Source organism: Lactococcus cremoris subsp. cremoris KW2 (assembly GCF_000468955.1).
Taxonomy (GTDB): domain Bacteria; phylum Bacillota; class Bacilli; order Lactobacillales; family Streptococcaceae; genus Lactococcus; species Lactococcus cremoris.
Genome location: NC_022369.1, coordinates 832,121 through 858,531, shown reverse-complemented (window position 1 = coordinate 858,531; position 26,411 = coordinate 832,121). Strand labels below are relative to the sequence as shown.

The 26,411-nt window shown below is 34.7% G+C and carries 27 protein-coding genes; 1 reads left to right on the top strand and 26 read right to left on the bottom strand.

From position 1 onward, the window contains the following. Positions 1-484: 484 nt before the first annotated feature. The 13 genes from recN to KW2_RS04090 form a co-directional block, all read right to left on the bottom strand. A complete protein-coding gene (gene recN, locus KW2_RS04150) occupies positions 485-2,152 on the bottom strand; it encodes a DNA repair protein RecN (RefSeq protein ID WP_021037008.1) in 1,668 nt (555 codons plus the stop codon). A gap of 179 nt (positions 2,153-2,331) precedes the next feature. Next, the gene (locus KW2_RS04145; RefSeq protein ID WP_011675823.1) at positions 2,332-2,778 is read right to left on the bottom strand and encodes an arginine repressor; all 447 of its coding nucleotides are present in this window, start codon (positions 2,776-2,778) and stop codon (positions 2,332-2,334) included. Continuing rightward, positions 2,775-3,581, bottom strand: a complete 807-nt coding sequence (locus KW2_RS04140; RefSeq protein ID WP_014572851.1) for a TlyA family RNA methyltransferase — start codon at positions 3,579-3,581, stop codon at positions 2,775-2,777. Before KW2_RS04140 ends, KW2_RS04145 begins: the two co-directional genes overlap by 4 nt. Positions 3,582-3,626: 45 nt before the next feature. Next, positions 3,627-4,103: a GNAT family N-acetyltransferase gene (locus KW2_RS04135; RefSeq protein ID WP_021037007.1), complete on the bottom strand. Its 477-nt coding sequence runs from the start codon at positions 4,101-4,103 to the stop codon at positions 3,627-3,629. Further along, positions 4,100-4,594 (bottom strand): GNAT family N-acetyltransferase, encoded by a 495-nt coding sequence (locus tag KW2_RS04130; protein WP_021037006.1) that lies wholly within the window; start codon positions 4,592-4,594, stop codon positions 4,100-4,102. The genes KW2_RS04135 and KW2_RS04130 overlap by 4 nt, the downstream gene beginning before the upstream one ends. Further along, positions 4,595-5,452 carry a polyprenyl synthetase family protein gene (locus KW2_RS04125; protein ID WP_021037005.1) on the bottom strand — a complete coding sequence of 286 codons (858 nt, stop codon included), beginning with the start codon at positions 5,450-5,452 and terminating at the stop codon, positions 4,595-4,597. A 120-nt stretch (positions 5,453-5,572) separates the two neighbouring features. Further along, entirely contained in the window at positions 5,573-5,875 is a 303-nt protein-coding gene (locus KW2_RS04120) for a hypothetical protein (protein WP_021037004.1), read from the bottom strand. Beyond that, on the bottom strand, positions 5,872-7,011 hold the full coding sequence (locus tag KW2_RS04115; RefSeq protein WP_021037003.1) for a glycerate kinase family protein: 1,140 nt from the start codon (positions 7,009-7,011) through the stop codon (positions 5,872-5,874). Before KW2_RS04115 ends, KW2_RS04120 begins: the two co-directional genes overlap by 4 nt. Before the next feature lie 24 nt (positions 7,012-7,035). Further along, complete coding sequence (locus KW2_RS04110) at positions 7,036-8,328, bottom strand: GntP family permease (RefSeq protein WP_021037002.1); 1,293 nt, start codon at positions 8,326-8,328, stop codon at positions 7,036-7,038. 182 nt (positions 8,329-8,510) lie between these two features. Further along, on the bottom strand, positions 8,511-9,647 hold the full coding sequence (locus KW2_RS04105) for a CdaR family transcriptional regulator (protein ID WP_021037001.1): 1,137 nt from the start codon (positions 9,645-9,647) through the stop codon (positions 8,511-8,513). A 200-nt stretch (positions 9,648-9,847) separates the two neighbouring features. Next, positions 9,848-10,087: an exodeoxyribonuclease VII small subunit gene (locus KW2_RS04100; protein ID WP_011835497.1), complete on the bottom strand. Its 240-nt coding sequence runs from the start codon at positions 10,085-10,087 to the stop codon at positions 9,848-9,850. Between the two features lie 2 nt (positions 10,088-10,089). Continuing rightward, entirely contained in the window at positions 10,090-11,343 is a 1,254-nt protein-coding gene (xseA, locus tag KW2_RS04095) for an exodeoxyribonuclease VII large subunit (RefSeq protein ID WP_021037000.1), read from the bottom strand. A 170-nt stretch (positions 11,344-11,513) separates the two neighbouring features. Next, entirely contained in the window at positions 11,514-12,371 is an 858-nt protein-coding gene (locus KW2_RS04090; RefSeq protein WP_011835499.1) for a bifunctional methylenetetrahydrofolate dehydrogenase/methenyltetrahydrofolate cyclohydrolase, read from the bottom strand. A gap of 188 nt (positions 12,372-12,559) precedes the next feature. Here KW2_RS04090 and KW2_RS04085 point away from each other — a divergent pair, with 188 nt between their 5' ends. After that, positions 12,560-14,602 (top strand): heavy metal translocating P-type ATPase, encoded by a 2,043-nt coding sequence (locus KW2_RS04085; RefSeq protein ID WP_021036998.1) that lies wholly within the window; start codon positions 12,560-12,562, stop codon positions 14,600-14,602. Positions 14,603-14,677: 75 nt separating this feature from the next. Here KW2_RS04085 and KW2_RS04080 read toward each other — a convergent pair whose 3' ends face one another. The 13 genes from KW2_RS04080 to KW2_RS04020 all read right to left on the bottom strand — a co-directional run bounded on the left by KW2_RS04080 (position 14,678) and on the right by KW2_RS04020 (position 26,361). Beyond that, positions 14,678-15,238: a hypothetical protein gene (locus KW2_RS04080; RefSeq protein ID WP_021036997.1), complete on the bottom strand. Its 561-nt coding sequence runs from the start codon at positions 15,236-15,238 to the stop codon at positions 14,678-14,680. A 52-nt stretch (positions 15,239-15,290) separates the two neighbouring features. Next, positions 15,291-17,525 (bottom strand): peptidase domain-containing ABC transporter, encoded by a 2,235-nt coding sequence (locus tag KW2_RS04075; RefSeq protein WP_021036996.1) that lies wholly within the window; start codon positions 17,523-17,525, stop codon positions 15,291-15,293. Positions 17,526-17,782: 257 nt separating this feature from the next. Next, positions 17,783-18,940: a putative HlyD family type I secretion protein gene (locus KW2_RS04070; protein WP_021036995.1), complete on the bottom strand. Its 1,158-nt coding sequence runs from the start codon at positions 18,938-18,940 to the stop codon at positions 17,783-17,785. 4 nt (positions 18,941-18,944) lie between these two features. Continuing rightward, a complete protein-coding gene (locus tag KW2_RS04065; protein WP_021036994.1) occupies positions 18,945-19,409 on the bottom strand; it encodes a hypothetical protein in 465 nt (154 codons plus the stop codon). Position 19,410: 1 nt separating this feature from the next. After that, complete coding sequence (locus KW2_RS04060) at positions 19,411-19,959, bottom strand: rhomboid family intramembrane serine protease (RefSeq protein WP_021036993.1); 549 nt, start codon at positions 19,957-19,959, stop codon at positions 19,411-19,413. Continuing rightward, positions 19,960-20,526 carry a hypothetical protein gene (locus tag KW2_RS04055; RefSeq protein ID WP_021036992.1) on the bottom strand — a complete coding sequence of 189 codons (567 nt, stop codon included), beginning with the start codon at positions 20,524-20,526 and terminating at the stop codon, positions 19,960-19,962. Positions 20,527-20,581: 55 nt separating this feature from the next. Next, on the bottom strand, positions 20,582-20,914 hold the full coding sequence (locus KW2_RS11745; RefSeq protein WP_021036991.1) for a hypothetical protein: 333 nt from the start codon (positions 20,912-20,914) through the stop codon (positions 20,582-20,584). 154 nt (positions 20,915-21,068) lie between these two features. Continuing rightward, positions 21,069-21,260 carry a hypothetical protein gene (locus KW2_RS04045; RefSeq protein WP_021036990.1) on the bottom strand — a complete coding sequence of 64 codons (192 nt, stop codon included), beginning with the start codon at positions 21,258-21,260 and terminating at the stop codon, positions 21,069-21,071. Continuing rightward, positions 21,257-21,526 carry a hypothetical protein gene (locus tag KW2_RS04040; RefSeq protein ID WP_021036989.1) on the bottom strand — a complete coding sequence of 90 codons (270 nt, stop codon included), beginning with the start codon at positions 21,524-21,526 and terminating at the stop codon, positions 21,257-21,259. The genes KW2_RS04045 and KW2_RS04040 overlap by 4 nt, the downstream gene beginning before the upstream one ends. Before the next feature lie 415 nt (positions 21,527-21,941). Continuing rightward, the gene (locus KW2_RS04035; RefSeq protein WP_021036987.1) at positions 21,942-23,444 is read right to left on the bottom strand and encodes an ABC transporter permease/substrate-binding protein; all 1,503 of its coding nucleotides are present in this window, start codon (positions 23,442-23,444) and stop codon (positions 21,942-21,944) included. Continuing rightward, positions 23,441-24,358 carry an ABC transporter ATP-binding protein gene (locus KW2_RS04030; RefSeq protein WP_011675807.1) on the bottom strand — a complete coding sequence of 306 codons (918 nt, stop codon included), beginning with the start codon at positions 24,356-24,358 and terminating at the stop codon, positions 23,441-23,443. The genes KW2_RS04035 and KW2_RS04030 overlap by 4 nt, the downstream gene beginning before the upstream one ends. Positions 24,359-24,486: 128 nt before the next feature. Then, a complete protein-coding gene (locus KW2_RS04025; protein WP_021036986.1) occupies positions 24,487-25,794 on the bottom strand; it encodes a dihydrolipoyl dehydrogenase family protein in 1,308 nt (435 codons plus the stop codon). A gap of 138 nt (positions 25,795-25,932) precedes the next feature. Continuing rightward, positions 25,933-26,361 (bottom strand): Spx/MgsR family RNA polymerase-binding regulatory protein, encoded by a 429-nt coding sequence (locus KW2_RS04020; RefSeq protein ID WP_011675805.1) that lies wholly within the window; start codon positions 26,359-26,361, stop codon positions 25,933-25,935. Between the last annotated feature and the right edge of the window lie 50 nt (positions 26,362-26,411).

Here is a 26,411-nt window from a genome sequence, read left to right as displayed (position 1 = left end):
AAAAAAAAACGCCATTAACTTATATAGGAGAAGGCGTTTTAACTATGGCTTTTGACTTGGAAGTTGGCGCATAGAATAGAGTTATTATAGGCCAATTAGCCAAATTTGTCAGTAACATTTGTTAACGAAATACTTTTTGTTATCATTTTTTTATTCTTTGATTTCTTAATATTTGGATAATGACCTCGCATAATATGCAAAGCAGTCCCGCCGAAACTCCTACAAAACCAACAAAAAGTGAAAAATAAGTTTTATAGTATTCACCATGAATGAGAAAAGCCAAACAAATCAATATTATATAAATCCACGCTTTATTTACTTTCACATTTCCTCCGATAACCTTTTATTAATAATGTAACCATAATTTAATTTTATCATTTTTTTGTTTTGGTATATACACATTTGTGGTTGCAATATTTCTTTTTTTATGCATATCATTAAAATTGTAAAAATAAAAAAACCTTGACCAAGGCCAAGATTATCTTTAATTAGTTAACAAACGTTTTGCTTGAGCAAGTGCTTCTTCAGTTAAATCTTCACCAGCAAGCATTTTTGCAATCTCTTTTACTCGTTCGTCAAAATTCAATTTTCGCACAGTCGAGGTTGTAATATCATCAGTCGAAGCTTTTTCAATATAAAATTGTCTGTCAGCAATTGCCACTACTTGGGGGAGATGAGAAATCGCAAGAACTTGTCCATGACTGGCAATTTTATGTATTTTATTGGCAATTGCTTGAGCCACACGCCCAGAAACTCCTGTATCAACTTCATCAAAAACAATGGCTGTTTTATTTTCACGTCTTGAAAAGCTTGATTTTATTGCAAGCATTAAACGTGAAAGTTCACCACCAGAAGCGGTTTTTGCCAATGGTTTGAACCCCTCGCCTGGATTAGTTTGAATGAAAAATTCGACATGCTCATTACCATTTGCTGAAAATTTCGCACTATCAAAACTGACTTTAAAATCAGCCTTTTCCATATAAAGTTCTGAAAGTTCATGCTTGATATCTTTTTCAATTTCTTTGGCGATTTGATGACGGGCTTTATTGAGTTCTTGGCTCGCTTCAAGGAGTTCAACTTGGGCATTTTTAACTGATTTTTCCAGACTGACGGAATCATTTTCTGAGCCTGTGAGTTCTGAAAGTTCAAGTTGAACTTTTTCCAAATAATTGATGACATCAGAAAGTGTTGGGCCATATTTTTTTCTCAAAGTTGTCAGTGTCATAATACGGTCTTCAATCTGCAAGAGTTCTGCTGGGTTGAATTCCAAATCACTCATAATGCTTTGAATTTGATTGGCAACTTCTTCTAATATATAATAACTTTCAGCAGTTTTGTCAGCAAGTTCTTGATAATCCTTATCAAAATTGCCAATTCTATCCAATTCTGTCATTGTCGTCCGAATATTATTCAGACTTGAATAGTCGTTGCCTTCATCATCTAGTGCTAAATATGCCGTACTTAGAGAATCTGCAATATTTTTTATATTATTTAATTTTTCACGGCGATTAACTAAAAGCTCATCTTCTTCAAGATTAATTTCTGCTGCTTCAATTTCTTCAGCCTGAAATTGGAGAATTTCAATTCTTTGGGCAAATTCTTGTTCATTTTTTTGACGAAGATTCAATTGTTGGCGAAGATTTTTGAAGTTTTCAAATTTATTTTTGTAATTATTTTTAATCACTTCAAAATTTTCATCTCCAAACTCATCCAATAAACGAAGATGACTTTTAGGATTCATCAGTTCTTGACTGTCATGTTGACCATGAATGTCTACTAAAAATTCTCCAATTTGACGAAGTCTTGCCAAATTGACCATTTGTCCATTAATTCGACAGACAGAGCGACCATTTGCAAAAATTTCACGTCGCAAAATAATTTCAGAATCTAATTCTTCAAAGCCCAATTCTAATAAAGCAGAATTTAATTCTGGTGTTTTTTCAAAGAAAAAGAGACCCTCAATTTCGGCTTTACTAGCGCCATGACGCACGAAATCACTTGATGCACGTCCACCTAATAATAAGGACATGGCATCAATAATAATTGATTTTCCAGCCCCTGTTTCCCCAGTTAAAATAGTCATTCCACTTTCAAATGAAAGATGAATTTCTTCAATAATTGCAAAATTTTTGATTGAAATCTCTTGTAACATCAAATTTCCTTTCTCAAAAATAATTAACAAGGCTGTCAGTACTCCAACAGCCTTGACTTGTCCTTTTGGGCATCTCTATCATTATATTTTTTACTGACAGCTATAAACAATTGGCCCACAATGAATAAGCTGCCTCAACTCTTTTTTCTGGCGACTTATCAAATATTTAATCAGTAAATTTAAAACTCTGTCAGTAAATTATAAAGTGTTTTAGCTTCTTCTTCGATTTCAAAAATAACCAAGGCACTATCGTCATCAATGATAATTGAAAAAATATCGTCTCCATATTCTTCCAGAAGATAATTTTTCACAAGACTGGTTGTTCCAGGATTTGCAAGGATCCAAAGCATGTTATCTTTCATCTTTACACCTGTAATTGCATCAAAAGCTAAAGCTTTGTGAAGACTTGATTGTAAAACTTCCTTATTTTTAGGTAAGTCATATCGATAACCACCCGACTCAGCCGGAACTTTAATTAAAGCCAGTGATTTTATATCACGCGAAACGGTTGCTTGAGTGACATCAATTCCATGAGTTAAAAGGGTATTCACAAGTTCTTCTTGAGTTTTAATTTCATTTTCTCGGATAAATTGAGCAATAAAGTTTAATCGTTCTTCTCTTTTCATAGTTCTTCGCTTTCTTCTTGTAAAACTGATTCAATATTAATCTGCTGAGATATTTCGGCTTTTCCATCTTTAAGTAAATGGACAAGAAATTCGACGTTTCCAGCTCCTCCCTTGATTGGTGAAAAGGTCAAGCCTTTTATTGAGAATCCAAGGCGAGTCGCTGCTGCTAAAACTTTTTCAATGGTCATTTTGTGAACTTTTGGGTCGCGGATAATTCCGTTTTTTCCGACTTGCTCACGTCCTGCTTCAAATTGCGGCTTAATAAGTGCAGCTACTTCTCCACCTTCTTCTAAAATTTCATAAAGGGGTGGGAGAATTAACTCCAGTGAGATAAAACTGACATCAATGCTTGTAAAGGCCGGTCTTCCTTGCTCAAAATCGCTTAGAAGGGCATTACGAAAATTAAATTGTTCCATCACAACGACTCGTTCATCAGAGCGAATTTTCCAAGCCAACTGATTGGTTCCAACATCTAAAGCATACACTAATTTTGCTCCATTTTGGAGCATCACATCAGTAAATCCTCCCGTCGATGATCCAATATCAAGACAGGTTTTTCCTTCAATTTTTATATTAAATTCTTTGAGCGCTTTTTCTAATTTTAACCCTCCTCGACTAACATATCGTAATTTTTCACCTTTAAGTCGGAGTTCCGTTCCATCATCAATTTTTTGACCAGGTTTATCATAACGTTCCCCAGACTTACTATCAACAACTAAACCCGCCATTACTCCTCTTTTGGCTTGTTCCCGTGTTTCAAAAAGTCCTTGATTTGTGGCAAGTACGTCAATTCTTTCTTTCATTTGTATCTTTCTTTATTATACGTATTTTTTCTAAAAATGTATCAATCAAATCTCTTTTTCCATAATAAACAAGAGTCCTAGTTTTCCCTCAGAAGTCTGCAAAGTTTTTTTAAAACCAGATTTTTCGTAAGTTTTCTGAGCTGCAATATTTTCTTCATTGACAGCCAAAACAATACGGCTTAGGTTATTAGAAATATATTGATGTACGAAATTTGAGAGTTTATCCAATGCTGTTGACGCATAACCTTGTCTTCGAAAGCGATCATCAATTGAAAAAGCCCGAAGCAAAGCGACATCTCCATCAAGAAAACCATACTGTCGTGGTCCTAAACCAATGTCCAATATAAAGCAACCAACCAGTTTATTTTCATCATTCAAAATAACTATTGGAAACTTTTCAGAATCCATTTTACAGCGTTCAACCATACTTTGTGCTGAACCCGTATGGCTAGTATCGGAAAGTAGATAGTTTTTTACCGCAAGTTCATATTTTTTATCTGAGTAAATATCAAGTTTTGTCATAGATTTAATCTCATCACATCTATTTTTTGCTTTTTACTTCCAAATTCTAGTTCTGTTTCTTTAAATTTTATGTATCCTAATGATTTCCAAAATTTCAAAGCAGCAATATTGACTTCTAATACACCTATTCTCAAACTATTAGCACCTAAATGACGAACTTTTTCGACCAAAATTTCATGAACCGCTTTACCTAAACCTTGATGCCGAACTTCTGGAACAAACTCAAGCAACCCTAGCATAAATTCACCTTTTGTTGGAAAATCTTTCAATAAATCCACAAGACCAATCAAAATACTCTTATCGTTAAAAATTCCATAGACAAACTTGTCGGATTTAGTTTTTTCAGGCGGTAAATCATTCAAAAGGCTCTCACATTCAAGCTGAGGATTTGACTCTCCGCTCTCAAGAATAGCATAATCACTGGCTTCTTCAAAAAAATGCTCAATGATATTTTTATCATTCTCTGTGAGAATTCTAAGTTCAAAATACATTTATTCCACTTCCAGTTGTTCAATTATTTTGAAAATCTCGGAGCTGTCAGTAACATTCAACTCTGTCAGTAATTTTTTTACTTCTGACAACTTATCTGTCAGTGATTTTTTAGCTCCTTCAAGCCCTAAATGCGCAACATAAGTCGACTTTTCTTCTAAAACATCCTTTCCAGGTGTCTTACCCAGTTCAGCAAAAGTGGCCGTCACATCTAAAATATCATCACGAATTTGAAAAGCTAATCCTAAAATTTGTCCGACTACACGAAGTTTTTCGATTTCTTGGTTTGTTTTTTGGGCCACGATTCCAGCAGCCACAAAAGGAAAAGTTAAAAGTCGACCCGTTTTTAATCGATGAATTTGCTCAATCTGAGTCAAAGTTAAATCTTTACCTTCACCAGCCATATCCAAAATTTGACCAGCAACCATTCCATACGAGCCCGAGGCATAAGCCAATTCGCGGGTCAATGATACAATTGTTTGCGCCGACAATTCGCTACTTGAAAGAACATAAAAAGGGTCGAAAAATAAAGTATCCCCAGCCAGAATTGCTGTCGCTTCATCAAATTTTTTATGATTCGTCAACTTTCCACGACGATAATCATCATTGTCCATCGCAGGCAAGTCATCATGAATTAACGAGCCCGTATGAATCATTTCAAGCGCTGCGGCTACTTGATAATGGGCCGTTGTAACTTCCAAATCAAAAGCTTCCAAAAGATTCAAAAAAAGGAGAGGACGAATTCGTTTACCGCCCGCCATTAAGGAATATTTTGCTGGCTCAGCTAATCCTTTTGGAAATTCAGCGCTTTCATAAAATTCAGTTAAAAAATGTTCTAGCTTTAATATCTTCGTATCCATTACCCTAATTATACCAAAAATCACGGTTAAAAACCGTGATTATTTAAGTAAAATTTATTTTATATCTAAAACCCTGTAAGGAAGAAGGTTACGTAGAACTAGTGGTAAATACTCTATATTTTATAATTTTTGAATGATTTCTAGACTAATTAAGAGATTATCTCTAAAATTTTGTTCAAATTCTGTCAGACAATTGATGTAATGATACAAACAATACCTCCCAAGCTCCTCATCCTTTTCAGCCAAATACTCTAATGACAATAACTGATAGAGGAGACTTTTAATCAAAATACGTTCTTTCATAATTTTGATTTCCTGTCCTTCTATTAAAGGAAAATGTTCAGAAAGGTATCTGTCTACTGCAACCACAGGGTCATTTCCCTCTTTGACATTTATAACAATTGCTAGTAGTTTTGAGATCATATTAAAAGGAGCATCCTGGCAATATTCTCACTTGTTCTCTCAACGTTTTTAGGACCCTCAAGGATGGCTTCAGATAAGACTTGGGCTTTTGCTTGTATCCCAAATATAGCGGTCATTCCTTCATCATAAAGAACTTCTACATCTTTACCAATATACCCTGCCAAAGCAAAACATGGTTTGTGATATTTCTTTGCAATTCGAGAAACGCCAAACGGCGCCTTTCCGAATTTAGTTTGAAAATCCATTCCCCCCTCACCTGTAAAAACATTATCAGCTTCTTTTATTTTTTCATCAAGACCTGTTGTTTCAGCTACAATATCAATTCCAAGCTGCATTTTTGCATTGGTAAAAGCAATCAAACCTGCACCCAAACCACCAGCTGCTCCTGCACCAGGTAAATCTTTGATGTCTTTACCAAGGGTATTGAAAATAACATCTGCGTAATGTTCCAGATTATGATCCAACTTACTTATCATTTCTGCGGTGGCCCCTTTTTGAGGGCCAAATACAACGGATGCTCCCGTTTCCCCCACTAAAGGGTTGGTCACATCACTTGCAATGATAATTTCAATGTCTTTAACACGTACATCAAAATCTGTCATATCAACTTTAGCAAGTTGGTCAAGAAATCCTCCGCCAAGTGGAATAGAACGATTATACTCATCAAGAAATTTTGCGCCTAAGGCTCTTGCCATTCCTGAACCCCCATCATTCGTTGCACTACCTCCAATACCAATAATAATTTTTTTGACTCCAGCATCAATAGCTGCTTTAATCAACTCACCCGTTCCATAAGTAGATGTGATTAAGGGATTTCTATCATTTTTTTCTACTAATTCTAACCCACTAGCCTTAGCCATTTCAATTACAGCCGTATTTGAATTACCTAGTATTCCAAAATAGGCATCGACACGAGTTCCATCTAATGGTCCTGAGACCGTCTTATAAACTCGAAGTCCAGCGGTCGCATCAACTAATGAGTCTGTTGTTCCTTCTCCACCATCTGCCATCGGAATTGATATAATATCAGCATCTGGGAATACTTTTTTTATTCCGCGTTCCATTGCTTGACACACTTCTTTTGCTGACATACTCTCCTTAAAAGAATCTGGTGCCAGTACAAATTTTTTCACCATTTTTCTTCAATCCTTTCTAACTCTTTAAATTATTCCATACATAATTGTTGCCACTACTGTCGTCGTAAAACCAACCAAACTTTCAAAAGGATAGACTTTCATTCTATCTTTAATAGACAAATGCATCGCATCCCGTGTGATATGGAAATAATTTCCTTGTGGTACGGCGTCAAGAACTGTTCCGCCTGCATTGACCATTACTGCTGCACCAAGCGCAGAGGTTCCAGTTCCTAAAATGGCTTTCCCAAAAGAACCTGTCGTTAATATAACTGCTGTAGAAGTAGAACCAACAGCAAGACTCATTAGCATTGCTGCAAGTGGAGCTAAGAATGTTCCAGAAATTCCTGAGTGTTGAATAAGTAAAACAACCTCTTTAGCCAAGTTTGATGCTGATATCAGACCAGCAAGCGCACCTGCACCAATCAAAATCAGTACTGTATCTTGAATTTTTTTCAAACCAGCAGTCGAATATTCAATAATTTTATTAGCTCTTCCCATGGCAATTGTCCCAATAATTGAAGCAAAAGGCAAAATATAAAGTGAATCAATTTTTAAATTAGTTAAAAATTTCAAACCAAGCATGGTTCCTATTGGATTAACCATTAATAATATAATCGCTAAAACAGGAGCAATCAATGCCTTTCTTAGAGGCATTAAATTTTTTTCTTCGGCAAGTCCATCTAAATCATGCTCAGCAACTCGATTCCCTTTATTTTTTAAAAGTGTTGCTAGCAAGACTGCCATTGCTAAACCAAATACTGCTGGAATAAAACTTGCAATCATCACATCGGCCAAGTTAACATGAAAACCACCAGCTGCTGCAATAGTGTTTGGGTTTGGTGAAATCGCATTACCCGCTTTTCCACCTCCCGATAGAGCAACTAAAAGTGCTAATTTCCCAATATTTGACCTTTTCCCAACGGCCAAAGCTATCGGTGCAACAATAAGCACAGCCACTGGAATAAAAACTCCAACAGCGGTTAAAATCATTGCTGATAGAGCGAGTGAAAAAATTGCTAAACGATCACCCAATTTAACAACAATTGCATTAGCAATAGATTCAGCAGCTCCTGACTCCATCATTACTCCAGCCAGAAAACCCGCCGCTAGAACTCGAATAGCTGTTCCCATGATACTTGAGGTTCCTGCTGTAAGAATTGTTACTGTATCAACCAATGATTCTCCGCCTAAAAGGCAACCGGCAATTGCACCAATAAACAAACTATAGGTTGGATTAAATTTGATTAGAATAAGACCTATGGCAACTAACAAACCAATAATTGCAGCCCACCAAGGAACTATTGTAGCGATATTCATTTTAATTTACCTCAAAATACAAACTTTCTACTTTATGTTAATGTCGACATCGAATTATAATAACGCACTAAACAAGTTTTATAATTCGTTTTATATTATATTCCTTTCGCCTCATTCATGAAAGGGCTTACGAACTATTTTTGTGAATTATTTATCAGGTTAAAAATGTTACCTGTAACACTTTAATTTTTTCTTTTCTTGTCTCTATCCCGCCTGTATTTTAATAACTTAAAAGCAAAATCTAGCTGTGAGAATTGTTTCAAATCTCGTGGATTATAACCTGTTTTCTCATAAATTTTATTTAATTTATTTTGAAAAGTATTTTTATGAATAAATAATTCTGCTGCTCCATGAATGATTGAACCATTATGATTTGCGTAGGCCTCGAAAATTTCTTGGAATTCATTGATTTCTTCATCGCTAAGTGATTGAAAAATTTTATTTAGATAGTCTTTTCTTGTCTGTCTATCAACAGCAGATAAAATCAACTCCAAATCTAAATCATCATAAAATACTAAAAAGGATTGTTTGTCATTTCTTAAACTGGAAAAAATAGTATCACATTCTTTTTTGCTTTTCCATAGCTCATTATCTATTGCGATTGAACAACTCACAGCAAAAACTATCTTATTATTCGTCTTTTGACTAATTTCTTTAGAAATTTTTTCAAGAAGTGAAGCGAAATCTTTTTTTTGTTGGGTCTCCATAATAATAACCACTTCAAGATGAGAAACATTGTAAACTGCATTTTTATAAACTTTAAGATACTTATGTAATATGGATAAAACTTGTTCGGCTTCCTCAAAAGGAAGTTCATCACGAAAATTTCCAACAATTACATTTCTTGATATGTTCCTTTTAAAATTCAACATCTTAAATAAGTATTCTGCCATTTCTTCATCCCTATTTTTTGAAATAAGGATATTTATTAAGGAATTATAGTTTTTTTGTTGATTGGCTTTTAATAGTTGGTTAAGATTTTCTCTAATAAGAATTTCTGTCATTTTTTTAATTGTATTCCCTAATGAGATAACTTTTCTAGGTTCTCCCGTAATACCAATCACAGCAACAATTTCATCACCAACCACTACTGGTAGATTAACCCCTTTAATTGCTCCAGAATATTCATCATCATGATGGACAATCACATCTACTCTATTTTGAACAACTTTTATGGCCGCCATATGCAGAGTTCCAATTCTCTTCTCATCAGTACTTGCAATAATTTTCCCCGTGTTGTCAATAAAATTAATATTGTAGTGGATAATTTCTTTTAAGTCTTTGACAATTTGTTTTGCAATCTTTGCATTTAATTCCATCCTAAAACCCCTCTTGAAAGTCTTTTCTTATTACCAAGTATACAACAAATGTAGCTCAAATCTCAGTAGTATACGTAACTTTATTAACTAATAAAATCTTCTCGAAAATAGTTCGTATAACATTTTGTTTTTAATATTAAAAAGCACCTGATTCTTCAGGTACTTTTTGTGCAATGGGTCACCAATAACATGAACACTTATTAATATTCTTTTTGTTCAGCTGAAAATTCACTTTCATTATCATCTTTACCGACGATTTTGACTAAAGTTTGTTCGGCTTCATTAAGTGTTTTTTTCAATGTCTCAGAAATTTTCATTCCTTTTTGAAATTCAGCAATTGCATCTTCCAACGCAACATCACCAGATTCTAACTTACGTACGATATTTTCTAATTCTGCTAAATTATCTTCAAATTTTACTTCTTCTTTTTTTGTTGCCATTTTTATTTTACCTCCACTTTTACTTGTCCGTCAGTTAATTCCACATCAAGTGCCTGACCTTTTTTTACATCGTTTACGGATTTAATGATTTTTCCATTTTCGTCAGTAATTAGGGAAAAACCACGCGCTTTTATTTTTGAAATATCTAATAAAAGCAAAGACTGATAGAGTTGCTCGGTCTTATTTTTTTTACTTTCAACAATTTTACTATAGGTTGGAATCAATCTATTTGCTGACAGCTCATAACGGTGCTTCATATTTGCAACTTTATTTTCTGTCAGTACTGTCAATCGTTCGCACAATCGGTCAAGTTTTTGTACATGTCCATCGTAAAGGCGTTCAGGTTGTCTAAACACCACTGACTGACTTAATTTTTCAAGTCGCTCTCTACGAATTTTAATCAAATGAGTTAAACGATTGAAAAGACGACTTTCTTGCTCATTTGCCCAATTGATTAAGTCAATTTTTGTATTTGGTGTGGCTAATTCAGCGGCGGCGGTTGGTGTAGCAGCACGACTATCAGCTACAAAATCGGCCAAGGTCACATCAGTTTCGTGTCCAACTGATGAAATAATTGGAATACGTGATTCAAAAATTGCTCGAACAACAATCTCTTCATTAAATCCCCATAAATCCTCGATAGAGCCGCCACCCCGACCAATAATCATCACATCAAAATCGCCACGTTCATTGGCGCGTCGGATATTTTCAGAAATTTCTTCGGCCGCGCCAGCCCCTTGAACTTTAGTCGGATATAAGACAATTTGACTCATTGGAAAACGGCGTTGAACGGTTGTAATAATATCTCTGATCACCGCTCCTGATGGACTCGTGACCACTGCAATTTTTTTGGAAAATTGTGGTAGATTTTGTTTCCAACGTTGGTCAAAAAGTCCTTCTGCCGCCAATTTTTTCTTCAATTGTTCAAACTTAAGGGCAAGCGCTCCAACTCCATCAGGAACTAAACTCTCAATATTTATAGAATATGACCCAGAAGGGGGATAAATACTAATACGTCCAATCGCAAGTACTTTCATCCCTTCTTCCAATTCAAAATCCAACTTACGAAATTGCCCTGCCCACATCGTCGCTTGAATCACAGCCCCTTCATCTTTAAGGGCAAAATACTGATGATTAGGTCTTCTTCTAAAATTTGAAATTTCCCCTGTCAAATACACGCGCTCAAGATAAGGGTCACGTTCAAATTTTGCTTTCAAATATTTTGTTAAGGTTGATACTGATAAATATTCTGTCATTCCCTCACTCTTCATATTTCTCTAATTAATTTTACTGACAACTTGTCAATTTTTACTCTACTTTGTAAAATCGAAAAAAAGTAAAAAGTTTATGTCCTGACCAATTATTTATTATCAATAATTGAGGAGAACTTTGCTTATAAACTTAATTACTCTTTCATCTATTCTTATCAGTTACTATTTTCATTCATTTTTCTTGTTGCCGCACGCACCGTTTGTTCCATCAACATTGTAATGGTCATTGGACCAACTCCACCAGGAACAGGAGTAATCAAACTTGCAACTTCTTTGACTTCATCAAAATCAACATCGCCATGCAATTTTCCGTCTTCATCACGATTCATTCCGACATCAATGACAACTGCTCCATCTTTAACATCATCCGCTTTAATCATCCGGTCACGACCAATGGCTACCACTAATATATCCGCTTCTTTAGTTAATTCTCGTAAGTTTTTTGTTCTTGAATGAGCAATTGTCACCGTCGCATCTGCCATCATCAGTAACTGTGCCATTGGTTTTCCAACAATGTTTGAACGCCCAATCACCACCGCACGTTTTCCCGAAAGTTCGACATTATATTCACGGAACATCTCCATAATTCCAGCTGGTGTTGAAGGAATCATCAACGGATTTCCAGCCCACAAACGCCCCATATTCATTGGGTGAAAACCATCTACATCCTTTTCAGGGTCAATTGCTAATAAAACTTTTTCTTCAGAAATATGTTTTGGTAAAGGTAATTGAACCAAAATACCATGCCACTGTTCTGATTGATTATATTGTTCAATCAGCTCCAAAAGCTCTTTTTCTGAAACTGTTTCTGGTAGACGGACTACGCTAGAATTCAAACCAATTGCCGTTGCTTGACGGGCTTTATTTCGGACATAGATTTGACTTGCTGGGTCTTCACCCACAAGGATAACAGCAAGTCCAGGAACACTGCCTGCTTCTTTTAATTTATCGACTTTAACTTTCAACTCAGCTTGCATTTTAGCTGCAAGTGCTTTTCCATCTATCAAGTTCATAAAACTATTATACCATAAGCTGACTTTCAACTCTCAACTCCTCAAATTGGATTTGTCAGCTTTAGTTTTAATTGTTCGTAATTTTTCATCAGCTTTCTCAAAAAGATAATTCCTTGACATTTTAGGTTTACAATTGTAAACTTAATATAGAAAGACTAATCTCATACTAAATCATTTGGGAGGAAAATATGAAAAATGAAACTCATTCAGACGCTCATGAAAAAATGATGAACGAGCCTCATCATGATCACGAAATGATGCAGATGGAAACTGATGGCCACGACATGGACATGATGAATCATGGTGGACACATGATGCACATGGGCGATATGAGTAAAAAGCTCAAAGTTGCTATCGTTCTAATGATTCCGCTTCTACTCATTTCACCAATTGCTGGATTTACAATCCTTAAATTCCCCGGTAGTGAAATTCTCCAACTCATTCTCGGAACAATCATCTTCTTCTATTCTGGAACTCCTTTTTTCAGCGGGGCTAAAGGCGAACTAAAAAGTCATAAGCCAGCCATGATGATGCTGATTACAATGGGAATTACCGTTGCCTATGCTTACTCAGTCTATGCCACAATCATGAGTCTTAATGGACAGATGGGAATGAACTTCTGGTTTGAACTTGCAACCTTAATTGTCATTATGCTGATTGGTCACCTCATTGAAATGAAAGCAATCATGGGTGCCGGTGATGCTCTAAAAGACTTAGCAAGTCTTGTTCCTAAAAAAGCTCACTTAAAAAATGGTGAAGATGTGGAACTTTCCGAATTAAAAGTTGGCAATTTACTTTTAGTAAAAGAAAATGAGAAAATACCTGCTGACGGAATAATTTTAGGTGAAGCCCTTATTGATGAATCTATGATTACTGGCGAAAGTCGGGCGATTAGCAAAAAAATGAATGATTCTGTTTATGGTGGTTCACTGAACCAAAATCAACCTTTTGAAATGAAAGTCACAACACTTGGAAAAGATTCATTCCTTAATCAGGTTGCCGAACTAGTCAAAAAGGCTCAATCCCAAAAATCTAATCTTGAAAATATGGCAGATAAGGTAGCTGGATACCTCTTCTACGCTGCACTTATTGTCGGTATCTTTTCATTAATTTTTTGGACGATTAGTTCTAACTTTAGTTTTGCCTTACTTCTTGCGGTTTCTGTTTTTGTGATTGCATGTCCACATGCTTTAGGCCTTGCGGTTCCACTTGTCGTTTCACGCTTAACCAGTATTTCGGCTAAAAATGGCTTGCTTATTCAAAATAGAACTTCTTTAGAAAAAATCAATACGATTAAATATGCATTGATGGATAAAACAGGCACATTAACTGATGGTAAATTTGTCGTCCGTAATGTTATTGATTTTACTGATGATACGGACATTCTACAAATCATGGCAGCTCTTGAAGGAAGTTCTACTCATCCGATTGCTCAATCAATCGTTAATGCAGCTCAACCTCTGAAAAGTCTAAAAGTTGAAGCAATTGAAAATATCCCTGGGGTTGGGATTAAAGGTCAAGTCAATCAACACTTTTATCAAATCGTTAATTATAAATATCTTCGCGAACATCAACTTTCTTATGATGAATCAAAAATTGCCCAATACTTAGAACTTGGATTAACTGTATCCTTCTTAATCAATGACCAACAAAAGGTTTTAGGGTTCATCGCTTTAGGAGATACTCCAAAAGCTGATGCCAAAGATTTTATAAACGGCCTGTTAGCTCAAGGAATCACACCCGTCATGTTAACAGGAGATAACAAGGAAACTGCTCAAAAAATTGCTACCGCACTAAATATTCCTGAATTTAGAGCGGAATTAAAGCCTGAAGATAAAGCAGAGATTGTGAAAGAATATCAGAAGAAAGCAGGTGTTCTCTTCATTGGTGATGGTGTCAATGATTCACCAGCACTTGCAACAGCTACGATTGGTTTTGCAATTGGCGCGGGTACTTCCGTTGCCATTAACACTGCTGATGTTGTTCTAGTTAACTCCAATCCAAGTGACGTCTTAGATATGATAAATATCTCAAAAAGAATGCTCAAGAAAATGAAGCAAAACCTCTGGTTTGGGGCAGGTTATAATATTATTGCTATCCCTGTCGCAGCAGGTATCCTTTATCCATTTACGGGGATTTATATTGACCCTCTTATTGCAGCAGTTCTTATGTCAATCTCAACTGTGATTGTTTCAATCAATGCGATGGGATTGAGGTATGATAAAAAATAGAAGAGCATATGCTCTTCTATTTTTTTATTTTTCAAGCCATAATTAAAAGAAAATTTGATAGAAGCCTTTTATTATTTAAATATACTTAAACATTAAATATATTATCACACAGATGCTTATGATTGTGATGATATTTTTTATATATGATTTATTTTTAAATGATTTAAGAATCTTTCGTTCATAATCATTTAATTGACTCCCTTGATGAACTAGAAAATTAATATTACCTCTAAGATAACGATTAGCGTCAAAAATATCAAAGATTCCTTGAAGTAAATAATCTTTAGTATCTTGAAGCAGTTTTTTTATTTCTAATCTAATCTCATTAGAATCAAGATAGCTATCGATATTTTCCATAAATACTTGATACTTTCTTCCTCTCTTAATTTTTCTTGGTTTTTGCTTAGTAAGACTATCAAAACTAACGAGTCCATTTCTTTCATAATGAACCTCATTCTTAGGTTCTTCGTTCCACTTCTTACTACGCTCTTGCATCTCTTTAAGATTATCTACAATTTGCTCGGCTTCCCTTGCTTTTTCCTCACTAGTTTTTTCTTTATTCACTTTAGGTTTATTTCTATCTTTAGTTAAAAAAATGTCATCTAAATTTTCGGTTTTGTCTTTATTCTGGGTCATTTGGTGTTTCTCCTTCTATTTTTTTTAAATTGAAGAATAATACTGAAAGTGATTAATAAGTTATTTCATTCTCAAATTTATTTCCTTTTATAATAATTTTTTTATTACCTGTCTGCTTTTTTGAAAAACTCCCAAACTGTAAATTTACCATTTGAGCATAGTTTCCTTTTAGAGAAACCAGCTCATCGTGTGTCCCTTGTTCGATAATTTTACCCGCATTCAAAAACACAATCCGGTCTGCATTTCTAATTGTTGATAAGCGATGTGCAATGATAATAGTGGTTGCTCCATTTGTTTTTTTTAACATCGCTTTTTGTACCGAAAGCTCACTAAAAGAATCCAAGTTACTCGTAGATTCGTCAAAAATGTAAAGGTCTCGTTCTTTCAAAAAAGCACGAGCAATCGCAATTCTTTGACGCTCGCCTCCAGAAAAATTCATACCGTTTTCCTCGACGATTGTTTGAAAACGATTAGGGAGTTTATTAATAAAATCTAAACAGTCAGCAATTTTAGCCGCCGCAAGCACTTGCTCATAACTCACACTGTCATCGCCAAAACAAATATTATCATAGATTGAACCTGTGAACAGCTCAATATTTTGAGGAACATAACCAATTCGATTTCTCAAATAATGATTGCCAACATCCCTGAGATCGTAGCCATTCATCATCACTTTTCCGCTTTCAATCTCGTAAAATTTCATCAATATTTTAGAAATTGTAGATTTCCCAGCACCACTCTCTCCCACTATCGCAAGTCGTTCTCCTTTTTTGACTGTTAAATCAAGTCCAGAAATAACTGGCGCTCTGGAGCCATAGCGGAAAGCAACGTTTTCAAATTGAATCTCTCCTTTAAGCTCAATTTCTTCAAGTTTATGCGTTTCTTTCATCTCCTCAGTATCTAAATCCATCAGCTCGCTCAAACGAGTCATTGCAATTTGAGCCTCTTGATAAGTGAGTTGCAAAGAAACAAGATTTTGAATAGGACTGGTAAAATAGCCACTCAGCGTTTGAAAAACCATCAAATCCCCAATCGTCATTTTCCCATTGATAATTGCAAGTGCGCCTAAGCCAATCATAACAATATTACTGATATTTCCAACTCCTGATGAAATCACATTTTGCACATTGCCAAGAATTCCTTGGTTGTAGTCCAGTTGCAGTAGAGATACGAATCGGTTTTCCAATTTATCAATCTGTTTGGCTTCATTCGCAAATGCCTTGACTGTTTCAATGTTCTTGATTGAATCAATCATTTGTGAGTTCATTAATGCTTCTGCCGCCATTTGATCGTAATTGAGTGTTTTATACCGCCCCTTGAAAGCATAAATTAAAATGGCATCAATCACAACTACAATGACTGTAATTGAAAATAATGGGGCATTGATATTAAACAAAGCAATTCCTGTAAAGATAGCGAGTGTGGTATCCAAAACAAGAGAAACAGAGACATTAGAAAAAATATCCTTGATTGTCATCGCGTCTCTAAAACGAGTCAAAATATCACCCACATGACGTGTCTGAAAAAAATTATAAGGCAAACGCAAAATATGATTATAATAACCTAACAGAATTGGAATATCCACCTTACGTGAGAAGTAAAGGAGTACATAACTTCTAAAGAAGCTCAAAAAGATTTGAATAAATCCAATCACAAGAAAAACACCTAAATAAACAAAAAGTGTATTTTTGAGCTGATAAGGAATGACCTCATCAAAAATGGCTTTAGAAAAAAGGCTCGAAACAATTCCCAACAATGTCAGTATTGCAGAACAAATAATAACCGTTATTAACATTTTCTTTTGTGGCAACATGATTTGTTTGAAAAGTGCCCACATTGACATCTTTTTTTCGCGCCTAATTTCAAAATCATTTTTAGGAACTAATACAATTAAAACACCTGAAAAAATTTCTTCAAATTCTAACTGGGATAATTTCCTCCTCCCTTGTGCTGGGTCAGAAATGAAATAAGTTTGATTTTTAATTTTGTTAATCACGACAAAGTGATTATAACCTTCTTTAGTTGTCACATGAGCAATCGCAGGCAGTGTAAAAGTAACATCTAAGGCCTTTATTTCAACTCGAACTGCCTTGACACTAAAACCTAGCTTTTCTGCCCCTGCAACCAAACCTTGAACCGTTGTTCCATATGCATCTGTTCCGATAATATCACGCAACTGCATAATGCTTCGCTCTTGATTATAATTTTTACAAATTGTGGCTAGCACAGCTGCAGCACAGTCGGATTGATCGTGCTGTAATACGACTGGATATTTTCTAAATATCATCTTCATCCTCTATTTTTTAGTAAAATCAAGTTGTTGCAAAATCCAATCCAGATAACTTTCTTTATCATAGACAATACTCGTTGTAACAGGCATTGAAGCCGAGGCTGTAATCATATCATTCCCTGATTTCAGCACATCTCCTGAAAGCTTAACATTCAGCTCATAAAGGGTTTGACTGCTTGTCCCAGTGGTTTGCGTAATCGTGCCATCTCCAATACTTTCGACAGTTCCTTTTAATAGCCCATATTTAACCTCATTTACACAGGATTCCCAACTTTTATTTTCACACGGTCTTGTGCCGAAATATAAGTTTCAACCATTAGACTTGAATTTTTTCCATTATCAATTTGTGCTACTGGCTGAAACGCCTGCAAGCCAAGACCGTTCTTGATATAAGAAAGATAGTGAATACTCCCTGATTTATCAGCTGTTACGTTCACTAAACCATCACTCACTTGACTCACAGAAAGCTGAGCCTGTAAATCTTCTATTTTTTGTTGGTTATTATCTCGTTCACTTTTCAACGCATTCAAGAGTTGTTGTAAAACACTTTGATTTTGGTCAAAATTTTGTGTTTCCAAACTATCAATGCTCTGATTGAGTGAATCTATCTGACTTTGTAGAGGAATAATGACATTTTGTGTATTATTGTCAATGGACTCTTTTAAGTCTTCCATATTTCGCTGAACCGTTTGAACGTTATTTTGGTCGCTTTGAAGCTGACTTTGCAAACTTTGTTTAGTAGCATCATCTGTTGTATTTTTAATTTCTTTTTGGTCTTTTTCAACCTGTGACTGCGCAGCAGTTAAATCTTGTTGATATCTATTCGACTGTTTAGTATAGTCATCTTCTCCTTGCTTTTGCGCCACATTAATCTGCTTTTGTAAATCAGAAAGTTCTTGCTTTTGGACTGCAATATTTTTATCTTTGGCATCAGTGCTTGAACTGTCTGAACTCATCTGTTCCAGATAATAGGAAACGTTATCATAATAAACTTGTTCGTTTCCTGAGTCTTTCATATAGTTTGTTTTTTCGTGTAAAGACTTTTGATACTTATCATAAATTGGAATGTTGGATTTCAATACTTGTATTTCAGTATCAAGAGCATTACTCTGTGCCTTATTTGTACCCGTCGAAACCTTAAGAAGAACATCACCCGACTTGACCTTGTCTCCCTCATTTTTTACAATTTGCTCAATACTGCCATTGACAAGAGGTGTAACATACATCCTGTCGCTTGCTTCTACCGTTCCGACACCTTGCACAACATAGTTTTTCTTGATAAATTTTGTCGCAATCAGAGCAACCAAAACCAAGACTACTAAAAAATAGCCTAAATACCGCAAATAATTAGCTGGCTGTCGATCAAAAAAAATACGACTAGTTTTCAATTCTTCTTTTGTATAAAATTTCATAATATTATCTCAGTGGAACAAACACATCAGCAACAAACCGTTCGACCGTTTCTTCTAAATGCACAGTATATTGCTCTCCCGTTGCAATCAAATCATTCTCCCAAATATACAAATCAAGTTTGGACTGAGCATATTGAAAATCCTCTTGTAAACCATCGAAATGGACATACAAGCAATTTGTAACTTTTAATTCAGGATAAAACTCAAAGTTAGGCGCAGTAACTTTATTGATTGTTTGTACCATTACCTCGTAATCCAATGTTATTTCGCCTGCTTCGCTAATTTTTGTGCCACTATCTTTGGTTATCAATGGTCCACGAATTTGAAATTTTGAAACATCCACAAAATTAATAAACTTTTGTATTTCATTATCAATTTTTTCTACTGCAATATTTTCTAATTTTTTTGAAAAGACGTTCAATAATTTCAACGTTTTATTTTCAACAATCTCCAAGTTTTTCACACTCATTTCACTGCAACCTTTCTTTATGATTTCTTAACTGTTTTTCGATTAATCCTGCTAAAACTCCAAAACCCAAACCAGAAAAATGGGCTATCCACGATACATCAGAACTTGCTAGTGTAAAAATTATCATCCCTACAAAATCTGATATTCTTGTCGCTCGCTCTTTCTCATTAGCTACTGGACACATCAATATCAGACCAAACAGTGCCAAAACTACTCCACTTATTCCCAAGTAACTCTCAGAGCTTTGTGCAAATAAACATAACATCAGGGCGATTATTAAAAGAGAGAGAAAACAAAAAATGATTATTTTTAACCTAGAAAAATATTTTTGAAGCTGATTAATCGCAATAGCAAAAAAAATTAAATTTACAATAAGGTGAATCATATTCAAATGGATGAACTGCGTTGTTATTGCTCTAAAAAAATCATTTTTCCCCGATTTTTGTGTAAATAATAATGGATTATTCGCTCTAACAGGGAATAAAACGTAAATTATTATTAGAAAGATAGTAATTGTGAGGGCTAATACATGCCTTTTAATATATTTCATCTAGCTATCCGTTTTCCTTAATAATATGAAAATAAAATAGGCATAAGAGAGTAAAATCGTAATTCCCAAAATAATAAAAATCCAGAGTTTAGGGTTAGTTATTACGCAAATAATTAATATCATGACACTTGATTCAATAATTGATAAAAAATAACTTCTTTTTACGTTTTTCAATCGACACAATGTATATAAATACCAATAAATCGCGAAAGGAAGCACGACGACAAATCCAAGTAAACTTAATCCTATTGTCATTAAATTTCTGTAAAATATCAAATTTACAAGTAATTGAATAAGTAAGTCTGTCGTAAACAAACTTCCAATAATTTTTATTCTGGAAATTCCTTCAATTTTGTAAGTCGAAAAGAGAAAACGCCCATATAAAAGAGCAAAATTTACGATTTGAACACCATAAATAACCATTAAAACAAACAGTAACACCCAAATTGGATTTGGATCTTCAGAAAAAGAAGCTGAAAGAAATTGCTTTGCTACTGCCCCCACAATGATAAGTAACGTGAAGTAAATAAAAGTACCTCGTGAGTAATTAATTAAAGGTTTTATCATTTTCTTCTCCTACAATTAATAAGGATACGAATGTATCCTTATTAATCTTATCTAATCAAAAAATATGCCATGTTCCTAACGCAAAAACTGCTCCTCCTCCTGCAGCTGCAATTGCAGCACCAACTACCCAGCATGCTGCTGAAATACTCCCAATTGCTAGACCAATCCGAGCAAGAAGATAAGAAGCACGTCCCAATGCAAATGCTCCAAGTAACCCCCAACTAATTCCATTGGCTTTAAAAATTCCTCCAAAAACTGGATGTTTATTCCAAATGTCTTTTAGATTAGTAACTAGAGTTTTTTTGCTCCAGCCACCGTCAAGATACATCATCTCATCTTCTGTCAGTTCCACATAGTTCTGTGGTAATACCAATTCTTGTGTTTTCATTTTGAAACCTCCAATATATTTATTATTTATTATTATTTTTGTTGCCGATAGCAATTTTTGGAAAAAGAATTTTTCTACCTTTACTTTACGAAGAAGATTAATACAGCTAAAGTCAATATCACTCAGATTTTCTTAAGCAACCATTCTTGTCTAGTTATTTCTTTTTTGAATGATCATTTTTCATATATAATAGTGACGCAAAAGATATCACAAAACCGAGTACAAGAATAATTCCCGTGACTTGCTTACTAAATATCCACTCAAAAACAGCTGTTGCAAGAAATATCAATAGGATTCCTATTCCTGCAAAAGTAATCGCCAAAAGTTCTTTTACTTTACTTGTCATATATCCCACCAACCATTATTACGATGTCTATCATGCCCATCAAGCAATCTAGCACCTACAGCACCAACGCTATATCCTCCTGTTTGTAAAACAACGCCTAGTACGGTTCCCACCACTTTGTTAGCAAGTTGATTACCTAAAAATCGTGCCAATCCTCTGCTTAGTGCTCGTGTAATCGTTCCACGCAAGGCAGCTTTACCAGCAGCTTTAGCTAGAAAAACAAAGCCCCCACCACCGATTGCCGACATGGCCAAACCAACTCCCATATTAATTCCCTCCGCTACTGCCCAATTAGGGATACTTCCCCCCCCCCATCAAGATACATCATCTCATCTTCTGTCAGCTCCACATAGTTCTGTGGTAATACCAATTCTTGTGTTTTCATTTTAGAACCTCCAATATATATTTATTTTTTGTTACCAATAGTTTTTTACAAAAGTTTTATTCTTTTGTAATTTTTGTATTTAGAAAATAAATTCAGGATTCCCAGAGCAATAAAGCGCTATCATATGATTAACTAAATTTAGTCTACTTCCTTATTTTTATTTTGTCAAGTTTAAAATACTTTTATTACAAAAAAATATTTGTTGAAACTCTTAAAGTTACATTTACGATTTTTTACTATTTTTAGATGTTAATTATAAACATAGAAAAAGACCATTATACAATGGTCTTTTTCTTTTAAATTAATCCTTTAGCTTTTAAATATCTTTCTGCTACTTTTGAAGCGTCTTCCTGCTTAACATTAACATCATAGTTCATCTCAATCATCTCTTGGTCAGTAATTTTTCCTGACAGTTTATTGAGAATCTTCTTGAGTTCAGGATATTTTTTTAATAAACTTTCTTTCATCAGTGGTGCTGCTTGATAAGGTGGAAAAAGGTTCTTATCATCTTTTAAAACAGTAAGATTATATTGTTTAATTTGGCTGTCAGTAGAATATACTTCAGCGACATTCACAGCCCCAGAGTTTAAGGCATTATAAATCAAACTACTTTGCATGGTTTTGACATTTAAATCAAGTCCATATAGTTTTTTCAAGCCAATATTTCCATCTGAACGATTAGCAAATTCAACATCAAAACCTGCAGTTAATCCTGAAACGTTAACCAAATCAGAAATTTTCGTGAGCTGATGTTCTTTAGCAAAATCAGATTTGACAGCAAGAGCATAAGTATCTTGAAATTTCATTGGTGATAGGTAGGTAAATTGATTGAGTTTTTTAATGCCTTCTTCTGCTTTTTGCCAAACTACAGCCGGGTCAGTAGAATTAACTGGGTCTTTTAAAAATGTAGAAGTAATCGTCCCTGTGTATTCAGGATAGATGTCAATTTTTCCTGCTTTTAAGGCATTATAGAGGAAAGTCGTATCACCAAAATTTGATTTTAAATTGACACGAATATTACTATCCTTCTCAATAAGTAACTTGTACATGTTAATCAATACATCAGGTTCAGCTCCTAATTTACCTGCAATTGTAATTTGTGGATGGTCAGAAGTTTGAGGGCGATAATAAGAGCCTCCAAGAACGAGTAAGCCAATGAAAAAACTGATGAGAATTGTTTTTATCTTGGCTTTTTCTAAAAATTTTAAAAGACTACTGAAAATAATCGCTAAAAGTGCTGACGAAATGGCTCCAATCAAAATCAATGAAACATCATTCATATTTATTCCAAGAAGAATAAAGTTTCCTAAACCTCCAGCGCCAATCAGGGCAGCGAGTGTCGCGGTACCAATGACCATAACTGTACTCGTCCGAATTCCTGCCATGATAAAGGGCATTGCCAATGAGAGTTCAAATTTCATCAGTCGTTCCCTGCGATTCATCCCAAATGCCGTTGCGGCCTCAATCAAGGAAGGTTCAATTTGCTCTAAACCCGTATATGTATTTTGAACAATTGGAAAAATCGCATAAACAACAAGTGCAACAATGGCTGGTAAACTTCCAATTCCGATAAATGGAATTAATAATCCCAAAAGAGCTAAACTAGGAATGGTTTGAAAAATTCCTGTGACTTGCAAAATCGGTTCGGCAATTTTCGGAAAACGTCGAAGTAAGAGGGCTAAGGGAATCGAAATCAAAATCGCAATAAAAATTGAAATGAGTGAGATTTGAATATGTTCCAAAAGTGCCTGCCAAAATTGTCCTTGCTGATTTTGAAAAGTTGAAATTAATTGGCTCATTTTTCACCTCCTGCAATATAACAAATAATATCATCTGAGGTGATGCTTTTGCCCCTGTATTTCAAAACTTCTTTTTCAGATAGACGATTGATTATTTCAGATATCGTTGTATTTTCAGCAACTTCTTGTGCTTCTGGATTTACTGACAGCTCTGTCAGTAATAAATTTTCAACAGAAACCGTTGATAAGTTCTGATGATATTCTTTGAAAAATGTTTTAACGAAATCATTTGCTGGATGTTGATAAATATCAGCCGGCTCAGCAATTTGCTGGATTAAGCCATCATTCATAACGGCCACACGGTCAGCCAAATATAAGGCTTCATCTAAATCATGAGTAACAAAGACAATCGTCAAATTCATTTTCTTTTGTAAATCTTTAATAAATATTTGCAACTGACGACGTGAAATTGGGTCAAGTGCTGAAAAAGGCTCATCCATCAAAACAATTTTAGGATTGGCAGCAATTGCCCGCAAAATTCCGACCCTTTGTTGCTCCCCGCCTGATAATTCACTGGGTTGGCGGTGAGCATAATCTTTAGCATCCAGACCAACTAAATCTAGGAGTTCATTGGTTCTGTCAGTAATTTTTGTTTTATCCCAACCTTTCATTTCAGGAATCAAAGCAATGTTCTCTGAAACGGTTAGATTGGGAAATAAAGCGATTTGTTGTAAGACATAACCCACAGATAATCTTAATTTCCTCAGATTTGTTGTACTTACTTCTTCATTGTTGATTAAAATTTTCCCCTCACTGTGAGTGACTAATTGATTAATCATCTTTAAAGTGGTCGTTTTTCCACTTCCACTCGGCCCTACTAGCACAAAAAACTCTTGGTCTTTAATAGTAAAATTAGCATGATCAAGAATTTTTTTACTAGCGAAAGCCTTGGACACATTCTGGAATTCAATCATGAATGTCCTCATTTCTATCATTAAAATTTACTGACCACTTGAAAATATATTCTGTCAGTAAAAAATTTTCTTCAGCTTTGACTTATGGTTTCTTCTATTATAATGTTACACATCAGCCAAGCAAACTGTCAGTAAAAATATTCTAAGTCACTGGCTACTGTTGGATAAGTAAAAATCATTTTTTCAACATCAGCCAATGTCATTTTTTGTTGAATTAAAATACTGATTAAATTAATCACTTCATCAGCCACTGAACTTACTGTTGAAGCACCGACGATTTCTTGATTTTCATTGATGGCAACTTTTAGTTTTGCTAAGGGGTCATTAATTCTCTTATAAGTATACCAAGATTTTAAATTCAAACTTTTTGTGCGAATTCCAGTCCCTGTCAAAATACCAACCTCAGCTAATTTTGCCGTTCCAAAAATAATTGTCGGAATCTGTGGATAATGGATTGGTACTTTATTAGCATTTGGCAAATTTTGGCCCAAATAATTTCCTTCAAATGAAGAAACAGGAGTTAAATGAGGCTCCGCTTTAGAGAGTACATCTCCCATGGCATAAATTTTAGGATTGCTTGTTTGTAGATAGTCGTTTACTTTAATCCCTTTGTGGTCTGTTTCAACGCCAACTTTATCTAGATTAAGCTGATCGCTATTTGGCTGACGACCAACTCCAGCAATCACTAAATCCGTTTTATGTTCAAAACCAGCTCCATCAGTCAACAAAAAACCGTCAGTAAATTTTTCAACTTTGCTTACAGAAATATTTTCAATAAAATTAATCCCCTGATTTTTGAGATAATTGATAAATTCTTGTCCCATTTCTTCATCAAAATGAGCAACATTACTTTTCTTACGAGAAATAATCGTTACATCACTTCCAGCAGCTTTAGCAATTTGAGCTAATTCTAATGATATTGGCCCACTCCCCATGAAACTAATCTTAGCAGGTAATTCTTCAAGAGCTAAAAAATCATTACTTGTTTTTAGAAATTCGCCACCATCAAGTTCTAGACGACGTGGACGACTTCCTGTCGCAATAATATAAGTTTTGGCCTGATAAAGCTCTCCTGCAACTTGCAGTTCTCCTTGCTCAGTAAAACTTGCGCTACCATATATCGTTTCAATATCAGCATTTTTTAACCCTTCAAAAGTCGATTTTTCATAAGGGTCGGTAATATTTAACTTACGACTTCGTAAACCTTTCCAATCAATCTTTAAATCACCCGAAATTCCTTGACCTTTTAAATGTTCAACATGACTTTTAGCCTCAATCACTGCCATCATCATTTTAGTTGGGTCACAACCATAATTTGGACAAGTTCCACCCCACTTATCATTTTCAATGATTGCAATTTTATTATCTTTCGTTTTAAGGCGATAAGCTAAGCCAAGTCCCCCAGGTCCTGCTCCAATAATAATATAATCAAACATTCTTTCTCCTTCTAATTTTCAAATTAAACTTTTAATGTAATAACTTACAAGGCTTTAGATTAATTCTACTTTTTTTCTCCAAAATATCAAACTATTTAGCCTTTAATATAAAAAAATTCAGTAGTAATTACTACTGAATTATCCTTCTTGAAATTGTTCTTCCAAATCAAATTGATATAAGCGCTCTGTAGCTGCTTCAATTTGGATTTTTCTCATTTTTCTAGGCAAAAATTTTCTGATTTCATCGTCATTATAGCCGACTTGCAGCCGTTTATTATCAATAATCAATGGACGACGTAAGATTGTTGGATTCATTTCAATCAGCTCAACTAAATCATTTAATTTAATTGATTCAAAATCAATATTTAAACGTTCGTAAGCTTGACTCCTCTTAGAAATAATATCTACTGTCCCCCCTTCTGTTAAGGATAATATTTCTAATAAATCCTCTCTTCCAATATGATTTGTAACTAAATTTATTTCCTGATAGGCAAGTTGATGTTTTTCCAACCATTCTTTCGCTTTTTTACAAGAGCTGCAAGATGCTACCGTGTAGATTTTTATCATAATGTTCACCTCATCTATTTCTTATCACATTCTCATTTATCTCTTAATTA